The organism is Candidatus Zixiibacteriota bacterium (assembly GCA_029860345.1).
Classification (GTDB): Bacteria; Zixibacteria; MSB-5A5; order GN15; family FEB-12; genus JAJRTA01.
Map to the genome: position 1 here is coordinate 23,578 of JAOUBJ010000013.1, position 22,731 is coordinate 46,308.

14 protein-coding genes and 1 pseudogene are annotated in these 22,731 nt (G+C 53.9%); 10 read left to right on the forward strand and 5 right to left on the reverse strand.

Annotation, left to right across the window (positions count from 1 at the left end; all coding sequences use genetic code 11):
- The first annotated feature begins 10 nt into the window (after nucleotides 1-10).
- From OEV49_12965 to OEV49_13000, 8 genes and pseudogenes are all read left to right on the forward strand, one after another.
- Nucleotides 11-1,009: an SPOR domain-containing protein gene (locus OEV49_12965; protein MDH3891985.1), complete on the forward strand. Its 999-nt coding sequence runs from the start codon at nucleotides 11-13 to the stop codon at nucleotides 1,007-1,009.
- A complete protein-coding gene (gene mutS, locus OEV49_12970; GenBank protein MDH3891986.1) occupies nucleotides 1,006-3,609 on the forward strand; it encodes a DNA mismatch repair protein MutS in 2,604 nt (867 codons plus the stop codon). Before OEV49_12965 ends, mutS begins: the two co-directional genes overlap by 4 nt.
- On the forward strand, nucleotides 3,606-5,468 hold the full coding sequence (gene mutL, locus OEV49_12975; protein MDH3891987.1) for a DNA mismatch repair endonuclease MutL: 1,863 nt from the start codon (nucleotides 3,606-3,608) through the stop codon (nucleotides 5,466-5,468). The genes mutS and mutL overlap by 4 nt, the downstream gene beginning before the upstream one ends.
- Nucleotides 5,461-6,390 carry a tRNA (adenosine(37)-N6)-dimethylallyltransferase MiaA gene (miaA, locus tag OEV49_12980; GenBank protein ID MDH3891988.1) on the forward strand — a complete coding sequence of 310 codons (930 nt, stop codon included), beginning with the start codon at nucleotides 5,461-5,463 and terminating at the stop codon, nucleotides 6,388-6,390. Before mutL ends, miaA begins: the two co-directional genes overlap by 8 nt.
- 135 nt (nucleotides 6,391-6,525) lie before the next feature.
- Nucleotides 6,526-8,730 carry a LysM peptidoglycan-binding domain-containing protein gene (locus tag OEV49_12985; protein ID MDH3891989.1) on the forward strand — a complete coding sequence of 735 codons (2,205 nt, stop codon included), beginning with the start codon at nucleotides 6,526-6,528 and terminating at the stop codon, nucleotides 8,728-8,730.
- 14 nt (nucleotides 8,731-8,744) lie between these two features.
- Complete coding sequence (gene sppA / locus OEV49_12990) at nucleotides 8,745-9,647, forward strand: signal peptide peptidase SppA (GenBank protein ID MDH3891990.1); 903 nt, start codon at nucleotides 8,745-8,747, stop codon at nucleotides 9,645-9,647.
- Nucleotides 9,648-9,832: 185 nt separating this feature from the next.
- Nucleotides 9,833-10,120 (forward strand): annotated as a pseudogene (locus tag OEV49_12995) (integration host factor subunit beta).
- A gap of 751 nt (nucleotides 10,121-10,871) precedes the next feature.
- Entirely contained in the window at nucleotides 10,872-12,119 is a 1,248-nt protein-coding gene (locus tag OEV49_13000; protein ID MDH3891991.1) for a hypothetical protein, read from the forward strand.
- Between the two features lie 374 nt (nucleotides 12,120-12,493).
- Here the strand turns inward: OEV49_13000 and OEV49_13005 are convergent, their stop codons facing one another.
- From OEV49_13005 to purD, 3 genes are all read right to left on the reverse strand, one after another.
- A complete protein-coding gene (locus OEV49_13005; protein MDH3891992.1) occupies nucleotides 12,494-13,393 on the reverse strand; it encodes a tetratricopeptide repeat protein in 900 nt (299 codons plus the stop codon).
- Nucleotides 13,394-13,461: 68 nt separating this feature from the next.
- Nucleotides 13,462-13,908: a 5-(carboxyamino)imidazole ribonucleotide mutase gene (gene purE / locus OEV49_13010; protein MDH3891993.1), complete on the reverse strand. Its 447-nt coding sequence runs from the start codon at nucleotides 13,906-13,908 to the stop codon at nucleotides 13,462-13,464.
- Nucleotides 13,909-13,916: 8 nt separating this feature from the next.
- Nucleotides 13,917-15,197: a phosphoribosylamine--glycine ligase gene (gene purD / locus OEV49_13015; protein ID MDH3891994.1), complete on the reverse strand. Its 1,281-nt coding sequence runs from the start codon at nucleotides 15,195-15,197 to the stop codon at nucleotides 13,917-13,919.
- A 254-nt stretch (nucleotides 15,198-15,451) separates the two neighbouring features.
- Between purD and OEV49_13020 the strand changes: the two genes are divergently transcribed.
- Nucleotides 15,452-16,534, forward strand: a complete 1,083-nt coding sequence (locus OEV49_13020; GenBank protein ID MDH3891995.1) for an RDD family protein — start codon at nucleotides 15,452-15,454, stop codon at nucleotides 16,532-16,534.
- Nucleotides 16,535-16,612: 78 nt separating this feature from the next.
- On the opposite strand, the gene OEV49_13025 is transcribed toward OEV49_13020, so the two are convergent.
- Entirely contained in the window at nucleotides 16,613-18,616 is a 2,004-nt protein-coding gene (locus OEV49_13025) for a glycoside hydrolase (protein MDH3891996.1), read from the reverse strand.
- A 148-nt stretch (nucleotides 18,617-18,764) separates the two neighbouring features.
- Nucleotides 18,765-21,794 carry a thrombospondin type 3 repeat-containing protein gene (locus OEV49_13030; GenBank protein ID MDH3891997.1) on the reverse strand — a complete coding sequence of 1,010 codons (3,030 nt, stop codon included), beginning with the start codon at nucleotides 21,792-21,794 and terminating at the stop codon, nucleotides 18,765-18,767.
- Nucleotides 21,795-22,077: 283 nt separating this feature from the next.
- Between OEV49_13030 and OEV49_13035 the strand changes: the two genes are divergently transcribed.
- Entirely contained in the window at nucleotides 22,078-22,722 is a 645-nt protein-coding gene (locus tag OEV49_13035; protein ID MDH3891998.1) for a hypothetical protein, read from the forward strand.
- Nucleotides 22,723-22,731 lie beyond the last annotated feature (9 nt).

A 22,731-nucleotide genomic window follows, 5' to 3' on the forward strand; every position in this document is an offset into this window, starting at 1 on the left:
TGGACCTTCGATGATGAGACGTCTAACTGTCACTGTTCTTCTGCTTGTGACACCAGTCTTCAGCAGCGCTGCCACGGACATATACCAACTGATTGTCGAGGGTGATCTCAGGCAGGCGGCGGATTCTCTCTCCAGCGTGTCGACGGCCTCGACGCGTGACGGCGACCTTCTGTTCTATGCCGGGTTGATGGAAACCGACGGCGCCAAGGCTATCAAGTTTATGCAGGCGGCCTTGCAGGCGTCGGTTTCGCCGCTCCACCGTGAGCAGATTTATCGCCGTCTGGCACAGTACTATCATATCAATCGCGACCTGGAGAACCTCGGCCGTGTCGTGACCGACTACCTCTCTCGTTGGGAGGTCGGTCGCTACCGGGACGAAATGCTGCGCTATTCGATCCTTGTGGACGACCTCCAGGCTCAATACGAGTCGGCTTTGCGGCAGCTTGATCACTATGCACTCTCCTACAAGGATGGCGACCCGGGTCTGTGGGGTCGGCTGGACAAGGCCAGGATAATGATGCATCATGGCAAGAAGATCGGTGCCGCCAAGGTCCTCAAAAAGCTGGCCCGGAAGAAGTCGGGAGTTGTTGTGCCGCCCGCGATGTATTTGTTGACTCTGGCCGCCATTGCCGATGGTCGCACCGATGACGCTGTATTCTATCATAGCCTTCTGAAAGAGAGCTATCCCTCGGCGGTAGGTGTCGACGCTTTGCTGGATAGGATGAGCGACGTGTCTCCGGCCGGCGCCAGCGATCAAACGGCCAACGAACTGACAGGGACATACTACTCCGTTCGGCTGGGAGTTTTCTCGGTCAAAGCGAATGCCGACAACATGGTGGCGGCCTTCAAGCGGTATGGCAAGAAGACCGAGGCGCTCAACAAAAAAATCTCAGACAAAATGTACCACGTCGTCTACATCGGTCGCTTTTCCGACTACCAATCGGCATCGAGTTTTAAGGAAGCACTTCAGACGGAACACAACCAGGTTTTCCAAGTCGTTGCTCGATGAGTAAGTCGTCTTCAGGCAATTCACTGACGCCGCTCATGCGTCAGTACCACTCGGTCAAAGAACAACACCCCGACAAGATCCTCTTCTTTCGCATGGGGGATTTCTACGAGATGTTCGGCGATGATGCTGTTTTGGCGGCGCCTATTCTCGGCATCGCTCTGACCTCACGCTCACACGGCGACTCAGAGCGAATTCCCCTGGCCGGGGTACCGTACCATGCCGCCGAAAAGTACCTGGCGCGGCTGTTGGCCGCCGGACAAAAAGTGGTGGTCGTGGAGCAGGTCGAAGACCCCAAAGCGGCCAAGGGAATCGTCAAACGGGAAATCGTGGAAATCCTGACGCCCGGCACGGCTACGGTGGAATCACCTGATGGCTACGATAGCCCCCTTTGCCTGGCCGCGGTCTGTCCCGACGGCAAATCGAAGATGGGTCTGGCCGCCCTGGACATGTCTACCGGATCCTTCGTGGTGGATGAAGGTCCCACCCTGGACATCGTCGAACGTCTGAAAGTCCTCGAACCGGCGGAACTGCTGTGTCCCGACGATCTGGAGGTTGATGACTTTGCCAAGACGCTCGGTCTGGCCGACGGTGCGGCTCGCATTACTCAGTTTGGCGAATGGAATTTCGACAGAGCAACAGCCGAGCGCGATCTCAATCAACACTTTGGAACATCGACCCTGGCCGGATTTGGTGTCGGCGGCGGTCGGGCGCTCGGTGCGGCCGGGGCTATCTTTCGGTACTTGCGTGAGAATCATCGTGATCGACTGACCCATATCAATCGCCTCAATCGATTCGACTCAAGCGAATACATGCATCTCGATTATTCAAGTGTGCGCAATCTGGAACTGACACGATGTATCGCATCGGGCACCGAAGATCTGTCGTTGTTCGCAGTGATTGATCACACACTCACGCCGCCCGGGGCACGACGATTGCGCAACAGTCTGCTTCGTCCCTTCAAGAATAAAACTACGATAGAACGCCGCCTGACCGGTGTCGCCGAGCTGGTTCGCAATCGAGAACTGGCCGCCGGAATTCGTGGACAGACAAAACAACTGCCCGATCTGGAAAAGCTGTCCGGACGTCTCGGTATCGGCAGACTGAATCCGCGCCAGGCGGCCTCCATAAAGAACGGCTTGAAAGTTGCGGGTCAACTGGTCGACTTGTTGCACGATGCGACAAGTCCGCTACTGTCGCAGTTGGCACAGTCTATGCCGGACAATCGGGACATTATCCGAACTATCGAGGACGCTCTGTCGGACGAACCGCCGTTGACCGTGAACAAGGGGGGTATCCTTAAGACAGGTTACTCAGAGGAACTGGACAGGTTGAACGACTCCATCCGCGACGCTCGTTTGTATATCGCCTCGCTTCAGGAGTCCGAACGAAAAGCAACCGGCATCCCCAGTCTTAAAGTGGGCTTCAACAAGGTTTTCGGTTACTACCTCGAGGTTACCAAGGTCCATTCCGAGTCCGTCCCCGCCGAGTACATCCGCAAGCAGACTCTGGTCAACGCCGAGCGATACATCACGCCCGAATTGAAAGAGAAAGAAGAACTGATTCTGGGCGCCGAAGAAAAGATATTTCGGCTGGAAGAAGAGTTGTTCACGAAGCTCATCGGCCGTCTGGAGAGTCGAATCGGCGATATCCTTAGCAGTGCGCATCTCCTGGCCGAACTGGATTTGGTGTCATCGCTTGCCGAACTGGCCGTGCATCGGAATTACTGTCGGCCTGAATTATTCGAGGATGGACGTCTGGCGATCACCGATGGTCGCCACCCGGTCATCGAAAAAGTGCTAGCGGCGGGCGCGTTCGTAGCCAACGATGCAACCCTGTCAAACGATGTCGACCGCATACAGATACTGACCGGCCCCAACATGTCCGGAAAATCGACGTATCTCAGACAGGTCGGTCTGATTGTAATCCTGGCCCAGATAGGTTCCTTTGTTCCGGCTGCCAAAGCCCAGATCGGTCTGGTCGATCGTGTGTTCACGCGCGTTGGCGCCCTGGATAATCTGGCCGCCGGTCAGTCGACCTTTCTTGTGGAGATGGTGGAGACCGCCAATATCATGCACAACGCGACTACCCGGTCGTTGATTCTGCTTGACGAAGTTGGACGCGGCACATCGACTTTTGACGGTTTGTCGGTAGCCTGGGCGGTGGTGGAGTTTATCAATGAGAATATTGGAGCACGAACGATTTTTGCAACGCACTACCATGAACTGACATCGATGGCTGCGATCTATCCGACCGTGCACAATTTTCAGGTGGCCGTGCGCAAGTGGGAGGACTCCGTTGTCTTTTTACATCAGATCATCCCGGGCGGTTGCGATGACTCTTACGGCATCGAGGTTGCCAAATTGGCCGGTGTTCCGAAGTCTTCGATCAGCCGAGCGCGACAGGTTCTCAGGTTGCTTGAGTCGGGTAAGTTCAACCAAAGTGAGTTGGGCGCCGGGCTGTACAAAGACAGGGTGCAACCGACACTGTTCGACCGGCAGCCATCGGCGGTGGAGAAGATGCTCGATGAAATCGATCCCGATCATATCACACCCATGGAAGCGTTGGAACTTCTTAAGCGGCTCAAGGAGACATCAGAATGATCGATAGGTCGACCGAACGCGATAGCGACCGATGGATCCGTCCTCTACCGGACCGGGTGGTGAACAAGATTGCGGCGGGCGAAGTGATCGAACGACCGGCCGCCGTGGTCAAAGAACTAGTCGAAAACGCGCTTGATGCCGGGGCCGACCGGATCGACATTACCATTGAGAAGTCCGGGGTCAAACAGATTCGAGTGGTCGACAACGGCTGTGGGATACCTGAAGAGCAGGTTCAGGTGGCCTTCGGTCGCCATGCCACCTCGAAGATTTCCGGTTTCGATGATCTGGAATCTTTGAGTTCCTACGGATTTCGAGGCGAGGCGCTGCCTTCGGTGGCCTCGGTCTCACGGTTGCGCATGGTATCCCGTCCGTCGTCGCAAACCAGCGGGACTGAGATTATCTATGAGGGAGGTGTCCTTCAGTCTTGCCAACCGGCTCCTTCGGCAGTGGGAACCACCGTGGAGGCGGCTGACCTGTTTTACAACACACCGGCCCGACGCAAATTTCTCAAAACCGAGACAACTGAGGCGCGACACATCTCCCGGCTCTCAACCGCCCTGGCCATCGGTCGCTACGATGTCGGTTTCTCGCTCAAGATGAACGGGCGGGTCATATTCAGTCTCCCGTCCGGCCAGACGCTGGCCGATAGGGTGGCCACTCTGTTGGGCAGCGGCCGCAAGTTCCTTTCGTTCTCGACCGATCTCGGCCCGGTGGCCATCGAAGGATGCATCGGTACACCGGACGTGGTGCAGAACAATCGTAACGGGCAGTATCTTTTCATTAACGGTCGTTACATTTTCGCACCGATGTTGTCGCACGCCTTTGCGGCGGGATACGGTGAGTTATTGGTGCCGGGTAGTTTTCCAATTGGCGCCTTGCTCTTAAAGATCGACCCGGCTGAGATCGACGTCAACGTACACCCCTCGAAAACCGAAGTGAAAATGACACAGGACCGTCCCATCCACGATGCGGTTGTGACGGCCATACGCGAAGCCCTTCGGCACGACGGTGTCATAGCCGATTTTGATTCCGCCGGTCCAACGACCGCCGAAGGACGACAGAGTTTTCAGCCTTCACGGCCCGCGCCCGGCGGGCATGTGATCCCCGGAATAGGTAGTCAGGCCGGGTCCAGCGCCCAGTTTCTCGATGAACTCTATCGATCGTCGAAAACGGAAACCACAGAGCCATCCGACGCGAGATTGGTAACGGTCAATACCGAAACCGGGGAGATTGTCGAAGCCACCGGTCACAGCGAGATGCCGGTTTCCGGCGACGCAGAAGGTCCCTCGGGCGGCTATCGTCTGGCCGGACGGTTCTCGGACCTGTACCTCTTGCTGCAAGCCGGGGATGATCTGTACATCGTGGATCAGCATACCGCCCACGAACGAGTGCTGTATGAAGAGACGGTCAGGCGGATAGACGAGCAGACTATGTCGGCGCAGTCGATTTTGTTCCCGGTGCAGGTGGAACTTAGCCCTGAGCAGTCGGCGCTGTTTGAGTCGGCCACCGAGGTGTTCGGTCGCTCGGGATTCGTGGTCGCGCCGTTCGGCGGTCGCATGGTCAACATTGAAGCGGTGCCTTCGATGATGAGCGGTAAGTCGCCTGAGAAGATGTTGCTGAGCGTACTGGATGACATTGCGTCGCTGCGTAAGAGCGGGCACGATCTACTTAAGGCGATGGCTCAGTCGATTGCCTGCCGCGCCGCCGTTATGGCCGGTGATCGCTTAGGCGACGAAGAAGCGGTGCACTTGATTGATCGCCTTCTGCAATGCGACGACAAATACTCTTGTCCGCACGGACGACCGACATTCATCAAGATCAGCAGGGAAGACCTCGACCGGCGGTTTGGACGTGCCTGAGAAACCGGTAGTTCCGATAATCTGCGGCCCCACCGGGTGCGGTAAAACAGCAGTGGCCGTTGAACTCGCAGAACAGTTTGCTGTCGAAGTGATCTCGGCTGACTCCCGGCAGATAATCAAGTATCTCGACATCGGCTCGGCCAAACCAACCAAGGCCGAATGCAACAAAGTGGCCTTTCATCTCGTCGATTTAATTGAACCGGGCCAACGCTACAGCGCCTATAGGTTTGTCGAGGATGCCGACGCAGCGCTGGAACAAGTTACGGCCCGAGGCAAGTTTCCGCTCGTGGTGGGTGGTACCGGGATGTATCTGAAAGCCCTGACTGACGGAGTTGTAAAAATCGAAAGCCAAGACAATTCGATACGCAACCGGCTGGAGGCTGAGATGGACCAATCGGGGGCCGAGGCCATGTATCAACGGCTGGCCACGCTGGACCCGGACGAGGCGGCGCGGTTGCACCCAAACAACAAAATCCGCGTGATTCGCGCTCTCGAAATGTGCGAACTCACCGGCCGGTCCAAGACGGAATTGTTGGCCGAGGCAGAACACCTCAAAAGTGACTGGAACTTCGAGTACCACTGCTTGTTGCCGAATCGTGAAGAATTGTACGATGACATTGACCGGCGCGTCGATCAGATGATGGCTGCCGGTTGGCTGGACGAATTGCAGAGTCTTGTGCGCCGGGGCCAGGGTGGACGAATAAGAGAGGCCCGGGTGATCGGCTATGTCGAATTGCTGGATCATCTGGATGGGCTCTGCTCGCTTGATGACGCCATCGGCCTGATTAAGCAAAACAGTCGCCGCTATGCCAAGCGCCAATACACCTGGTTTCGTAACCAGATAGCCGGCCAATTCTACAATAATAGGACCGAAATGAGAGAAAGACTTGGGGCCGGGTTTTCAGGCAGAGTGGGGAATTAAAACTTGCATCGGCATCGCCTCTGGCATTAGTTAACGGATTAACCGCCTTATGGTTAAGTAGGCCAGTTGGCAGACCGATAACCTGTAAAGGCGTTAAAACAGTAAAGAACAAAGGAACTCAGCGTGAACAGCCTGGTGAAACGACTACTTTGTATCAGCACAATCCTCACTCTTGGAATAGTCCTCCTTGTCGGCTGCGGAGGTCGGGGCAGCATGGACACGCCCGGCGCCGGCAACGAAGGGCGGCATCATTCCCAATCGGCAGATTCCACCGTCACGGCCGAAGAAAGTCAACAGGGCGACAACCAGCCGCTTCTTTACAGGTCGAGTCATGCCGAGGTGCAGGAGGAGCGCAGCAACGAACAGGACCCCAACGAAGTACCCGACATCGAGAAATCGCCTGAGCCGGTTGAGCAGGTTTGGTCCTTTGGCTCGGCCGATCTGAGCGATTCAGCCTCAGCCGTCGATGACGACATCTGGCGGAAATTCGAATTGGCCGAGGAATACCATCTGATGGGCGTGATGGCCAACCGTGAAGCCAGTTGGGAGGAGGCGCAGTACTTCTTCGAGAAGGGGCTCAGGATTCTGGCCAAGCTGGATATTGAGACGGACTCTGTGGCCACCCCGGAAGGGGTAAAGTACAATCGATTGCTGGACAATTTCGTGGCCGACTATCGGGTGACTCTCAGATCGCTGGGACATCTTGAGCCGGATGTGTCTTCCAGCGTTATAATCGAACGCTTCGGCGATCTGGCTCGCAACCCCGAGTCTGATTCGGTTCGGGTGTTTGGCGGCGAGAAAGTCGGCGTAGTTTATGATTTGCCGGTGGTGATGAACGATCGGGTCAAGCGTTCGATTGTCTATTTCCAAACTGTGGCCAAAGGTGCCTTCACCAAGTATCTGGTTCGCTCCAAACGCTACACACCAATGATGAGCCGGATTATTGCCGAATACGGACTGCCGCAGGACTTGATTTATCTGTCACTGGTCGAGTCGGGCTACAATCCGAACGCATACTCATGGGCGCGGGCGATGGGCTTGTGGCAGTTCATAGCCTCGACCGGCCGTATGTATAATCTGAATCGCAACTGGTGGATGGATGAACGCAAAGACCCGGTCAAGTCGACTCATGCCGCCTGCCAGTTCCTGAAACATCTTTACGAGAAGTTCGGTCACTGGGAGTTGGCCATGGCTGCCTACAACGGTGGTCCCGGACGAGTCAGTCGAACCATAAAAAAGCAAAAGACCAACGACTTCTGGAAGATGAAACTGAGGCGGCAGACAATGGACTACGTGCCGCTGATATATGCTGCCGCGATCATTGCCAAGAATCCGGAGAAGTACGGTTTCACCGATATTGAAACTGAGCCGGAAGTGGTTTGGGACGAGGTGGAGATCAATCGTTGCCTTGAACTGTCGACTGTTGCCAGAGAATTGGGTACCACGACGGCCGAGTTGAAGCGCCTCAATCCGGAACTGCTTCGCAAGTACACGCCACCGAAAGTGAAGCGATACAAACTGAAGATTCCGGTCGGCAGCAAGCAGAAGTTTCTGGCCGCCTATGACAAGATGCCTTCACCACAGGAAACCAGTTGGGTGCGGCACAAGATACGTCGTGGCGAGACGATTTCCACTATCGCCTCGCGATATGGCGTTTCTCAGTATGCGATCCTGGAAGCCAACAATCTGAGCAGGCGTTCGACGATTTTTGCAGGCAAAGAACTGATCGTCCCGGTACCCCTCGACCATGGGCAGAGTTCTTCGTCTTCTCCCCGAAAAAACAAAGACTATACGGCCAAGAACTCGATCTATTCGGTGCGGCGCGGCGACACCATGTGGGATATCGCGCGCGCCTTCGGCACCACGGTCGATGCTCTGAGGCGGATCAATTATATTCAGCGCGGCTCCCGAATATATGTCGGCCAAAAACTGAAACTGCCGTCTTCCGCCAAACAGAGTCCCAAGAGCAAGAGTCAGGGTTCTTCCACCTACGCCTCCAACAACAAGCCGCAGAAGACATCCTCGGGTGGCACAAAGAGTCACAAGGTGCGCCCCGGCGACACTATATGGGACATCGCGCGCAAGTACGGCACCACCTCGGCCAAGATTCGCACTCTCAACGGACTGGGTCGCTCCAGCCGGATTTACCCCGGTCAGTTGCTGAAAGTGGCCGACGGCAGCAGTAGTGATTACATTGTCCACAAGATTCGACGCGGAGACACTCTCAGTCGCATTGCGCAGAAGTATCGCACCAGTATCTCTCGCATCATCTCAGCCAATGATCTGGATGATCCTGACGAGTTGACGGTCGGGACCAAGCTGAAGATCTACGTGAAGTAAAGGAATGGAGTACCATGGCGCGTAAGAGAGATATAATCATCGCCGTCATAATAGGCGTCTCGTTTGTGTTGGCGATGGGATTCTTCGGGCTCATGTTTATTGGAATGATGTCGGGGGAGTCCGATTTCGAATTTGCATCCCTGGGCGGTGACATAGGCGTTGTCGAGGTTTTTGGGATCATTGACGAAAGCTCGGGTCGACGGTGGATTCGGCAGATTGACAAGTGGGCCGAAAGTGGTTCAATTGAGGCTATTGTGATTCATATCAATTCAGGGGGCGGGGGAGCGGCCATTTCGCAGGAAGTGTATGACGCCATCCGCCGTGCTCGTGAAGAGAAACCGGTGGTGGCGGCCATGGCTTCGGTTGCTGCCTCGGGCGGGTATCTGATAGCTTGCGGCTCAGATCGTATCATTGCCAACCCCAGCACCCTGACCGGGTCGATCGGGGTGATACTCAGTTTTCACACGGCCGAGGACCTGCTGGACAAGATCGGCCTTGGTACCGAAACGATCAAGTCTGGTGATCTGAAAGACGTGCTTACCTACACTCGGCCGATGGAGACCGAAGAGAGACTGATGATCCGAAACGTGGTTATGGATACGTATGAGCAGTTTGTGGAAGTGGTGGCCCAGGGACGCGGTATGGAAAAGGAGGAGGTCTACCCATTTGCCGACGGCGCCGTATTCACAGGCTTGCAAGCGTACAATCACGGCTTGGTCGACACAATTGGCGGTTTCAGGGAGGCCCTGGATTTGGCCGCGGAGCTGGCCGGTATTGATGGTGATCCCGAGGCGGTCTGGCCGTATGAGCGTAAGCGAAACACCTGGAGTGACTTACTGGGCGGGGTGTTGGGTCAGGTCCGCCGGGCTGTTGATGAGGAGTTTTCAGGCCCCCAATTGATGTATCTATATAAATAATCGAAAAAAAAACCCAAAAAACGAAGAAATCTATAGACAATCGGAGAATTATTGCTTTTCTTAGCCGTCGGCATTTCGTATCCCTGCGTGTCCCATAGGGTTATAAATCGCATGAGATCGCCGATAGATTGGTATGGTAAAAATGAAACGGTTGGTATACAAGGAAAGTCTTCTTCAGGGAGGACTCAGTGACTAAAGCCGATTTGGTTGAAAAAGTGGCCGAGAAAACCGGCCTCACAAGAACGGACGTGGCTGTTGTCGTGGACTCGTTTCTCGACACGGTCAAGAAATCGCTTGAAGCGGGTCATGGAATCGAAATCCGTGGCTTCGGTACCTTTAAGGTCAAACTGCGTAAGGCCAGGAAGGCCCGCAATCCAAGAACCGGTGAGGTTGTACCGGTTCCGGATCGCAAGGTCCCTGTCTTCAAGCCGTCCAATGAATTCAAAAACATGATCACGAAACAACCGATCTGATCAACGTACTTACGGAGGATTGATGCCGAGCGGAAAAAAACGGAAGCGTCTGAAAATCAAAACCCATAAGCGTAAAAAGCGCAGACGCGCCAACCGCCACAAGAAAAAGAAGATCTAGGCAAGTCCGCACATCCTCCGTTTGACGTCGTGATGTCCGCCTCGCTAATCAAGTGAGCGTGAGTTGTCATTTTGTGGTCTGTTTCGGACTCGGCTGGATATGCTTGTTATAGCTTGCCCGGGCTCGAACAATCAAAGCTGGTAGCTGCCCGCATTTTTGTGGGCAGCTATTCTTGTTCCTATTTGAAAACCTTGCACAAACCAAGCTTGGCGGGTCCGGAGACGGACCCACCCTACTTGTTTTGGATGGCCGTCTCAAACCTTGTTTGGGACGGATATCGGTGCCATAGATTCACCCTTCGACTCCGCTCGTGGTGAGGTTATGGAGCTGCGAAGCGCAAGAAAGCGATTTATCGCCACCTCCAAACCGGGTTTGAGGGTGCCACCCGGCAGCCACGGTTTGATTTCTAACCTCGCGTAGCGGGCGGCCTTGTGTCGCCCGTATTGCATGGCCGGAGACAAGCCCCGGCCCTACTCGACAACCCCCGCCCTAATTGAACATCCTCCGTGGGACTAGTTTCCCCACCTAATTTGCGGATTTCGCGAACAAATGCAGGGGTGACGGCAACCTTTTTGCCCAAGCTGCGTAACCTTATAGCATGAAAGAAGTAACTGCTTCGATGAGGTGACGTGTATGAAACATCTCTGGATACTCTCAGCCGCCGCCATTCTGATAATGGCTTTCTCGTTGACCGCCGTGGCCGACAACGCCGGAAGGATTTACGGCAAGATCACCACCGTCGACGATGATGTATTCGAGGGACTGATACGTTGGGACAAAAACGAGGGGAGTTGGGTGGATGTCTTAAACGGCAATAAGGAATTGTCGCGCAGAGAACGTTCCGGTCGCAAGAAATATGGAGACCGCAACCGCGAACGATCCATCGAACTGTTTGGAATTACCATCGCTAAAACCGGTGGATCAAGTTGGAATTTCGGTAATGTCGCTCAGTCCGGTATGAGGTTCGGGCACATCCAGTCACTGGAAGTGATTGATGATGACGCCGCGCGCCTGGTGTTGAAGTCGGGCGATGAAATCGAACTGGAAGGAGGCTCCACCGATATCGGTACCGGCATCCGAGAGATCACCATCGAAGATAACGATGAGGGTGAAATCGAGCTGGTGTGGGATGATATCGATCGTGTCGAGTTCATGCAAGGCGATGGCTCAATCGTGTCCAACCAGGGTGAACGGCTTTATGGATCTCTGACCACTCGGCGGGGTGACACCTATACAGGATTTGTCTGTTGGGACGTCGATGAACTGTTCACTCGTGATATTCTCGACGGTGAACTCAAAGGCCGCAAGCGCAAAATCAAATTCGGCAAAATCAAATCAATCGAAAGGTACTCCTCCAACGGTGCAACGGTGGTCCTCAACAACGGTGACGAACTGCTTCTGAGGGGTACCAACGACGTCGATGGTAGCAACTCGGGTATTATTATCTCCGACCTCGGTTTCGGACAGGTGATCGTCAAGTGGGATGAGTTTGATCGACTGGATTTTCACAATGAAGCCGCTCCCCTGACTTACGCGGATTTCGACGGCGGTCGCAAACTTAGCGGTACTGTTTTCACCGACGACGGAGAAAGCTACACCGGCCTGATTCGTTGGGATGACGATGAAGAGTACACCTGGGAGATTCTCGACGGCGATTATCGAGACATTGAATTCGATATCGAATTCGGTTTGATCAAAGAGATTGCCAAGAAGTCATACCGTTCGGCCATCGTAACAGTTTGGGATGGACGGACCTTCCGGTTGCGCGGCTCCAACGATGTGGACGAAGACAACAAAGGTATTTTCATAACGACTGCGGACGGCGAAGAAATTGAACTTGACTGGGAGGAGTTTGAGCGCGTCGAGTTCAGCCGGAACTGACGCCTGATGAAACAGCTCTTTCGGGCAGCATAGTGCCCATTTCCTATACTGTGATTCAACCGATGAGGCCGCCTGCAAAGGCGGCCTTTTTGGTGCCCATAAATGGGTCTTTGCGCTTCGCGCCGTTTTGCAGCGTGCCGAAGCCACAAAAACACGGCTTGACCGTGTCATACTGAGCGGAGTCGAAGCATGAACTGAACCCTTGTCGGCAGGATAGATGTCCCGGAGAACCGGACCGGTTGTCAGGAGCGCAGGGCTCCTGACCTACTGCATGCCTGTGTCGGGCGAGGTCGCCCAACATCACGCACCCGTCCCTACAAGAAAACCCCGCCTTGTGGGGCGGGGTTTGACGTCTTACACTTTAAGGGAAGGGCCTACTGCAGGCTGGCCTCCTCTTGGGCGATCTTGCTATTCTTGACAATCGTTTGGGCTTCAGCCACCAATGTCTTTGCCTTTGGGTTTTTCTTGGCCATCTTGATAAAGCCCTCATAGGCCTTAATGATCGCGGCATAATTCTCACTATCACCACTTTGTACCGAAACGGCATAGTTGTAAGAGGCTTTGTAGGCGGTTGGTTTGGCTTTCAGAGCCGCTTTGAAAGATGCTGCCGCGCTCGGGTAATTGCCCTGGCCGAGGTAGATAGCTCCCAGTGCGGAGTGGGCATTGTAGTAGTTGCTTTTGAGTTTGACAGATTCCTTCAGCGCCGGGATAGCCTGACTGGGTTTGTTGGTCTTCTGATACGCTTTGCCCAGAATGAAATGAGAAATGTGATCACCGCCACCAGATTCGTGCAGCTTAGTGGCGACGCTGATGGCCTCTGCGTAATTCCTGCCATAATAGTAGGCTTTACACAGTTCCAACTGCACCGCTGCATCGCCGGCATTGAGCGACGTCGCGGTCAAGAGAGCCGCCTGGGCTTTCTCATATTTCTTTAGTTTGATATGCACCCGGCCAAGATTGGCAAAGGCGTCGGCATTCTGGGGAGTCTTTTCGGTTGCCGTGGTGAAGGACTCAAGCGCCTTTTGATAATCTTTCTGACCGTAGTAGATGGCCCCGAGCTGGACGTACGCATCGCCGTATTCAGCGTCCTCGGCAATCGCAGCTTTGAAAGCTACCACCGCCGCCTCAAGGTTACCGGCCTGTTTGTCCTGAATACCCTTGTTATAGTTTTCTTTCGCTTTTTCAGTTTCGCCAAAGGCGGGACTGATCATGAGCAGCGAAAGCATTACTCCAATAATCAAGACCGTCGTTCTTTTTGCTGACATCACAACCATCAACACTCCTTCGATATTATCTCATCGTTTCTACAAATCACCGGTACTATGGGTTCACAAAAAAAGCATCACAACGAATTACGGTAAGAGACCACCGCTGCCGCAATACTATCGTGTTTTAGTGCGAGTATTCGAGCCGCCAAAACGGCCGCGTTTTTGGCTCCTGGTTTGCCGATCGCCACGGCAGCCACTGGGATACCCGGCGGCATCTGGGTGACAGAGAGCAGGGCATCAAGCCCATCCAGAGCGGCTGGTAGTGGCACACCGATCACCGGCAGATTGGAATGAGCCGCTGCTACTCCGGGTAGGGCCGCGGACAATCCAGCCATAGCTATAATCACCTCAAATCCGTTGTCGGCCGCTTGAGCTGTCAACTCGGCCGTGCGTTGCGGATGGCGGTGGGCCGAACTGACTTCAACCTGGCTTTCGATATCGAACTCAGACAACATGGCTACACAGCTTTTGGCATAGTCAGTGTCCGACTTGGAGCCGATAATTATCAGAACTTTGGCCATAAGTAGTTTTATCCTTCGATTGGTTTTGCGGCCCTGAAGCCGATATCTTTGCGGTACTGAGCGCCATCGAACTTGATCTTGTGGACTGTTCGATAAGCCCGATTCAAGGCCGAGCGAAGATCCTTATCCATGCCCATAACGCCCAAGACACGACCGCCGGATGTTACCCAGCGGTTCTCCTTTCGAGCCGTACCTGCATGGAAGACGTATGAACCGTTCTCCTGTTTACCGGTCAGCCCGGAAATCTGAGCGCCGGTGGCGTACTTGCCCGGGTAGCCGCGCGAGGCCATAATGACACATGCAGCCGCTCCCGGATGCCACTCCAGTTTGCTGAACGAAGCGAGCTTTTGGTTGGCCACGGCCACCATCAAATCACACAGGTCGGTTTTGAGCAGGGGGAGTATCGCCTGCGTTTCGGGATCACCGAAACGGCAGTTGAATTCGAGTACCTTCGGACCCTGTGGGGTAAGCATGAGTCCGGCGTACAGGATACCTTTGTATGTGATACCGTCTTCGTTGAGACCGTTGATGGTTCTATTGAGTATGTGGTCTCGAATGAGCTCCATCATTTCCTCATCCAAAAACGACGTCGGCGAGTAAGCACCCATGCCGCCGGTGTTGGGACCACGATCGCCGTCTAAGGCCTGCTTGTGATCCTGGCTTGAGACCATCGGCACGATCGTTTTGCCGTCGGTCATGGCCATGATAGACACTTCCTGACCGGAGAGGAAAGACTCTATCAGTATCTTGTTGCCGGCCTTGCCGAAGGTCCGTTTGGTCATCATGCTGTGGATGACATCCTCGGCCTGCTGCCGGCTTTTGACCACGACGACACCTTTGCCCGCCGCCAGGCCGTCCGCTTTGATCACGATAGGGAACTCGACGGCGTTGCAGAAACCGATTGCTTCAGCCGGGCTTTCGAACACTTTGAACGGCGCCGTCGGAATGTGGTATTTGCGCATGAAGTCTTTTGAGAACACTTTGCTGGCTTCCAGTTTGGCGGCTTTCTTGCTGGGTCCGAAAACTTTCAAGCGGCGTCGTCTGAGGTCGTCGACAATACCAGAGGCCAGCGGGTCTTCCGGGCCGACCACGACCAGTCCTATCTTGTTGCGATGGGCGAAATCGCCGATCGACTTGAAATTGTCAGGTTGGATCTGAACACACTTGGCTATCTGCGCAATGCCGGCATTGCCGGGGGCGCAGAAGAGCTTGTCGACCTTGCGCGACTGCTTCAGTTTCCACACCAGAGCGTGTTCTCTTCCTCCCGATCCGATCACTAATACTTTCATATACTCCATCAATCGCTTCGAGTAAAACTCATTATAATAAGGACGAATTCGGAGATTTCAAGTAGTTTTTTGCCGAAGTTGGAATCGGGGGGGCGTCTGGAACCCTGCGCGGAGCGGTGGGCAGACTGCAGTTCAAAGACCCGATAAAGCTGTTGCCAAGCCACATACTGGATCGTAGTTTCCAGTGTTGTTGGATTAGCTTTGACTCGCGCCCGGCTACGACCCGGCGGATGCAGCGATACGGGAGGACACCTATGTGGATTTGTAAGAACTGTCAGCATCGAATGGGGGATATCTTCAGCGACTGTCTTAGGTGCGGTTATACGAAAGAGGGCGATCCCCCGACCGACGATAGCCAGAACGACGATGGATGGGCAAAGCATTGGATGCATCGAAAAAAGCCCTGGCGTCTTCGCTCTGCAGCATTCATCATTGACTATGTGATCTATGCCGCCGCTTGGGCCGTTATTGACAACCTGATCTACTTCCCGATTCCCTACTTTCTCATAATGATAGGATCGGTATTGTTCTTCTGTGCCTACTTCGCTTATTTTGAAGGAAAAGGCAAGATCAACCAAAGCTTGGGGAAAAAGTGGCTCGGACTGGAGCTTGTATCGACGGACGGTGGGCACCTATCCACCATGACTGTGTTCAAACGCTCGGCTATCGTGGCGGCCATGATAGTCTTTGACTTCCATTGGCTGGCAACTCTGCTGCAAATGCCCGCATTCGCCGCGGGGCTGGGATGGTCCATCCCGTCTGGGTTAGTCGTATATAACGCCTGGTTAGCGATAAAACATCCTGATGGCTTGATGCTTCAGGATCGCTATACCGGCACACGCGTAGTGCGCACATCGACGAAAGCTCAGATGGCGCCCACACCCGCCTTGGGCGTGGTTAAAGGCATAGTCAAATTCCCAAGACCGGGGGTGGCCGTCGCGTGTGTATTGGCTCTGTCGATCATAACCCTGGCTGGGAGCTACGGTGTGCATTCGCTTTTAGGTAGCGAGAGCATCTGGGAGTTTCCCGGAGTCGAGGGTACTGATGTTGTAGCCATCATGGAGCAGTCCGTTGCCGACGAGATGGGTGTTAGGTGCCATGTCTATCTATGGGCGAACAGGAACGTAACGTACGGTGGCTCAGATGTACGAACTCTGATGGTGTCGATCTGGATACCGGCTTTAATGTGGAATGAGGGGACAATTGAGGAGGTGTCTAAGGTGGCTCTGAAACCGCTGGAAATCAGCCCAGGCTATTATGACAGGGGTCAGCTAAGGGTCTGGACCGGGTTTGAGTATATCGATGTTGTCCGGACCTTCAACTTGAAACTTCCGTAGCGTTCCGGTTGCGCCGCTCACTGGCACTTGGGGCAGACGAGGGCGTCTGCCGTCCACAGAATTATTCACTCTACTGATCTACGGACAAGCTCCCGGCGCCGGGCCTTGGTTGAACATGAAGTCTACCAGGAAGACAAGATCGGCTATGTCCACAGGTTCGGCACCACTGGAATCGATGTCGGCTTCGTCGAAGCACAGCGGTTCCGGGCCACCTGAGAACATGAAGTCAACCAGGTAGACCAGGTCGGAAATGTCCAGCCCGCCGGAGTGGTCGACATCACCGCGCAGAACACAGCATCCGCTGCCGATAGTGAAGGTTCCCTCCGAATAGTCGGTGGAATCGTAAGGCAAATTCGGATCCTGGCGAAACGCTTTCACCCGCCAGTGATGTTGGACGTCGATGGCGAAGAGTGATTTCGGCAGTGTGATTGAGTTGTCATCGGTTTCATTGTCGACCAGCAGTTGGACAAAACTCGGGTTGTCGGCAATCTCGATTCGATAGAAATCGGACTCAGAGTCCCAGCATGTCGACCAGGTAAAAGTGACTGAGTTGGCCCGAGCCTTTGGGCTCGAACCGCCGGGCGGGCTGATAAGTCGCGGCGGCAAAAACGGAATCTCCCAACTGGCTCCGTAAACATTCTGACCGGTGGTTAATCCAAAGGGTTCTTCCGGGCCAGTACCGGTCCAGACAGCATGGGCCTGTTTACTGGAAATGCTGAGACCAATATACTCGGCCAGTTTCCCCGCGCGGGATTTGGTCATCGGCGTGTTGAGCACGTTGCCGGTTCCCCCGACCGTATATGGTGGGGGATCGGCCAGGTCGGGATCAATCCAGTTTTCTGATATTCGATGATTGGTTGTAAAAGTCACACCACCGTCGAATGAGTAGGCAGCGAAGACCATGAACCAAAAATGACTGTTTTCATCAATGCGTTGATCGTACCAGATCGCTGCCAGTGTGCCGTCGAGTTCGTCGCAGCTTAGCCAGGGATGGAACTGGTCTACCGTCGCGCTGTCACCGGTGTAGTCATCATTGATGTATATGGGTGTGCTCCAACTTGCGCCGCCGTCCAGCGACCGGATGAACTCGATGTTGTAATCAGAGTCGATAAATTCGGTGTTGGAAGTGTCCAGATTGGCATAAGCGATATAGATGTTCCCATCGAAAGGACCCCCGGAAATGTCCGCCGCTGCTGTGGGCGCGTTGTAGACATCGATGCCCCCATCGACAGACCCCCAATTTCCATAGGTTCTTCGAATAGGTGTTGGCGAAGTGAACGATGCTCCGCCGTTGGTGGACTTTACAAAATCCAGGCCGTATCCTATGGTACATGTAGGAGCTCCGTCAAGATAAGTTCCGGCCCAGAACACATAAACGGACCCGTCCGAACCTACCAGCGGGAAAGCAAACTGACCTGCGCCGATGTCCGGCCAGCCACAGGCGCTTGCATCTCGACGCGGGCCGATTACCAGCGTGTCATCCCAGGTCACTGCTCCCGCAGTGGAGCGGGCAAACATAATCTGACCTTCAGGACCGCCATCATAGAAGCGTTTCCAGGCGACATAGATATTGCCGGAATGTGAGCCACCGGTGCGGTCGACGGCCGTAAACTGCTTATCTTCAAAGAACGGACCGATGGTGTCCTTGACAGTATGGGGGCCAGACCATGATACACCGCTATCATTTGATACATGCCAGGCAAGGAAGCAGGAATCATATCCCCAATAGTCCTGGTAATCAACAACGCACAGATAGAAAGTGCCGTTCGCATCAACCGTTAAGGTCGGGTCTGACTGCCAGTCAAATATCTGATTGGCTGGATTGATCAATGTGTCGCCGGTCCAGTTAAGTCCGCCATCGTTACTGCGACCGATCCCCACTTGTCGATAACCCTGTCTAAAATCTCGCCAGCATGCAACCAGAATATCGGGAGCTGTCGGGCTAACCCATATCTGCTCTTCGTTCTGAACATCCCACCAGTTGGAAATAGTAATCTGTGTGGGAACGGGTACCGGGTCCGCATGTGAGGCACTTGAGGAAATCAAGAACGTAACGAATAGAAGTGAACACAGCTTAGTCATCTTCGACATCTCCCGGTATCCGGTGGTAATGTGGCAAAGCCTACATCAGACTTCGGTATATATGCGAGCATGGATTGTACCTACCAATATAGTCTCATAAGCGCAACAAAGTCAATTGTATTCGTGCCCGGCCTGTGCCGCTACAAGACTACGGACAGGCTGACGGCTCCGGGCCGCCGACGAACATGAAATCGATCAAGTATAACAAATCGGAAATGTCAATCGGTGGCGTACCACTAGCGTCGACATCGCCTTCGTCAAAGCAAACCGGCTCCGGTCCGCCCTGGAACATGAAATCGATTATATACGTCAAATCGGAAATGTCCAAAATCTCACCGCCGTCGTGGTTGATGTCCCCACGTTTGACGCAACAGGGACCGTCCGTTGAAACGGCAATTGCAAAGGGTGAAAGAGTTGTTGTCGATCCGCAAATGATATTTGAGTCGGCGTCCAGAGATGTAGTAATGTCCCACCATTCGCCCGCTTCGTAATGCTGAAGAGTAAGAGCAGCTTCTTCGGCAGGAGTCAGACCAGCGTCGTCGTAGTTGATGCATATCTCGATAGCTCCGCTGAAATCAGCATCGGTGGTGACACCGTAGTAACCGGGCAGGTCCGATGGTATTATTTGAAAATTGTTGCCGGCCGCGGGTCCTTCAGCGCCGTAGGTAACTTCCGTGTTACCGCCAACATCAACGTTGTCGAAAGTAAGCTCAACCCCTGCACCCGGATTCGTGATCACTCCAGGTCCGGGCGGTGTCTCTTGGACAAACTGGCAGGCATCCCCGACACCATCGCTATCTGAATCAGTCTGATCAGAGTTAGAGGTCAGCGCACAGTTGTCGCACGGGTCACCGTGACCGTCAGAGTCGTAGTCGCTCGCAACCAAACACTCCTTGGTCCATTGAGCAATATAGGGTGTTGCCTTCTCGCCCGCGGACAGGAAGGTGCCGCCAACAAAAAGGCTATTGTCATAGGGAGTGATTGCATTAACCGATGCATTCCAGTCCACGCCACTGTTCATGCCGGAGCCCAGATTGGACCAGTCAACTCCGTCCCACGACGCGATTCTGTAAATCGAAGAGTCACCAATTTTACCATATCTTCCACCCACGAATAATTTATCGTTGTAGACAGACAGACTGAAGACAGGGTTGTCAGCACCCGGATCAAAAACCGTCCAGTCAGCTCCATCCCAGGAGGCAACTCGATAGGCGGTAATATCATTAACAATCGTGAACGATCCCCCGGCTATTAGTTCGTCATTGTAGACGGTCAACGCACTCACTCTGCCATATTTCATACCTAATCCAAGGGGTGCCCAATTGAGGCCGTCCCATGAAGCAATACTTTTCGTGGTGACAGTTCCGGCGTTACTAAAGAATCCTCCAGCGATTAACTTGCCGTCATAGGATGTAAGTGAGTACACACCGGCTGATCCACCTCCCACACCGTCCGGGAACAATCCGAGAGGTCGCCACATCGCACCGTTCCATGAGGCGATATTAGATGCCCCGAAAGAACCGGCACTGGTAAACTGCCCACCTGCAATCAGCTCGTTGTTCCAGACTGTAAGTGCATATACAGTGCCATTCATTCCAATACCCAGAGTTGACCAGACTGCTCCGTCCCAGACGGCGATTCGCCTTGCAGATACTGCACCCGCTTGTGCGAATTCGCCGCCGACTATCAACTTGTTGTCGTAGATAGTCAAGGCGTGGACACCGTCTTCTATACCGTTGCCCGTTAATCCTGAACCGAGTGCAGTCCAGACCGATCCATCCCAGGCAGCTATAAGATTGGCCGGGACTCCGTGCCCAACACTTTTGAACACTCCACCTACTATCAGCTTGTTGTCAAAAATGATCATCGCATTAATGCCGGTAGTTTTGGTACTCCCCATACCAGGCGAGACCTGCGACCAATTTGCTCCGTCCCAAACAGCAATATGCATGGTCGGGATATGATCATCAGATGATTTGAAATTACCAGCCACATACAACTGAGTATCCACCACCATCATTGTCTGAACATAGCTTTGATTGGGTCCCACTCCATCGCCCATCGGTGACCAACTCAAACCATCCCAGACGGCAGTACGATGAGCCTCATCTCCACCGGCTTCATCAAAGTATCCACCCGCAATAAGCTGCCCATCGAATTCAGCCAGACTATATACAGTGTAGTTCATCCCCACTCCCAGGGCTGACCAGGCCGCGCCATTCCAAGAGGCGACTCTCATTGCAGGATTTCCACCGGCCATATCAAAGTTTCCTCCAACGATCAGATTGCCGTCGAAAACCGTCACGGCACTCACGTCATCATTGACACCCGTTCCGATCGGCGCCCATGAAGTCCCATTCCATGCAGCAACGCGCGATGCGGTAAGGCCACCGGCAGTTGTAAAGCTCCCGCCAACAACCAGCTTGTTGTCATAGATAGTAAGTCCGTAGGCTTCATTGTTCAGACCTGATCCCAGGGAAGACCACGTAGAGCCATCCCAGCGAGCAATGTGGCTGGGTGAGCCGAATTCTCCGGCTGCATATATTGTGTCGTTATGATTTAGAATGGTATGGATACTACCATCTAAACCGGTCCCCAACGGCGCCCAGGTGGCGCCATCCCATGAAGCGATGTTGTTTACGGCAACTCCGTCGATTTCGAAAAACCCGCCCGCAACTATCAGTTTGCCATCTAAGATTGCGAACTCGGACACGCCGCCATCAATCTCAGTGCAGAGTGCAGACCAGTTGGCTCCGTCCCAGGTGGCGATACCGGGGGCTATAACAGAGCCGGCCACACCAAAACTGCCACCAACAACAAGCTCCCCATCATAGATCGTCATAGCCGAGATGGGGGAGTCCGTCCCCGGTATGGAAGAAATCCCGTCGGCCCAGTAGATATCATCGGGGTCGGTATCAATACCCGATGGACTCATCATGAGTTGGTTGGTGGCCGGGTCAAGATTCACGTCAAGACCCTCAATGTCCAAAGAGCCTTGATACCCTGAACGTCTCGCCGCGTCCAGATCGAAACTTCCGTCGGGGTTCACAAACTCCTGGGCCTTTTTGTTAACCGGTAGCGTTTGGTCGGCACTCACAGATGTGAAACATATAGTGAGCGTACAGGAAAGTATTAGCAACGATTTGACGAGGCGGCAGGATACTGAATTGTGTGACATAGGTGCTCCGAATGAAAGTCTTGGCAGTAACAAGGACTGATTACGACGAGTTAGGCGATACGTTGGAAATATAACGTCCAGCCGCTGTTTAGGCAAATCGAAATGCATACGCTTATTGTCGGCATGGCTGGGTTTGGCCCAAAGATTTGTTTGGACATAATCTGTTGACAAAGCGTCTTTGGGCATGTTTATTATCCGGCTGAAACGGCTCTGACACCGAGTCAGACCGGCTGAGACCGTTGTGAAATAGGAAGACGAAGCGCTTCAAATAGAGGATAGGTGGATGAAACTCTGGTCAATTCTACTAATGCTGATTCTGCTTTTGACGATCAATTCGACCCTGCTCGCACAGGATGAAGACGAAGCTCGCGACCTTCTGGAGATTTGTGTTTATGGCGGAGTGGGTTCCCCTATGGGCAACTTGAGTGACTGGCATGACAGTCTTGGCGCCAAACTGGGCTGGTCGCTTGGAGTGGACTTCGGCTACTTTATGATGCCGAGTTTAGTAGTCGGATTCAATTTCCAGTACACTCAGTTCGGGATCGACGGCCCGGCCGAGGTCGATGGTGCTCACCATCGTCTGTATAACCCGAATCTGTTTGCCAAGTACTACTTCTCGGGCGAATCTGATTTTGAACCGTACATCAAAGGCCATGTAGGTATTGAGAACCCGAAGTTCACCACCCTGCTGACCGGTCCCAAGTACCGTTCTGTCTCATACGACGCTTCGTTGGCCGCCGGTTTCGGAGTCGGGCTCTTCTATTATCGCACTGATTACAGCGGACTTTTCATCGAAGCCAACTACAACTATGCCGCCACCAAAGATGCTCAGCGAGTGTATGCGGAAGAGACGCTCGATTTCGTTGAGGACATCAGCGTGTTTGACATCCATGCCGGGGTCCGTCTGCTGATCGGATCAGGGGAGTAGACCAAGACA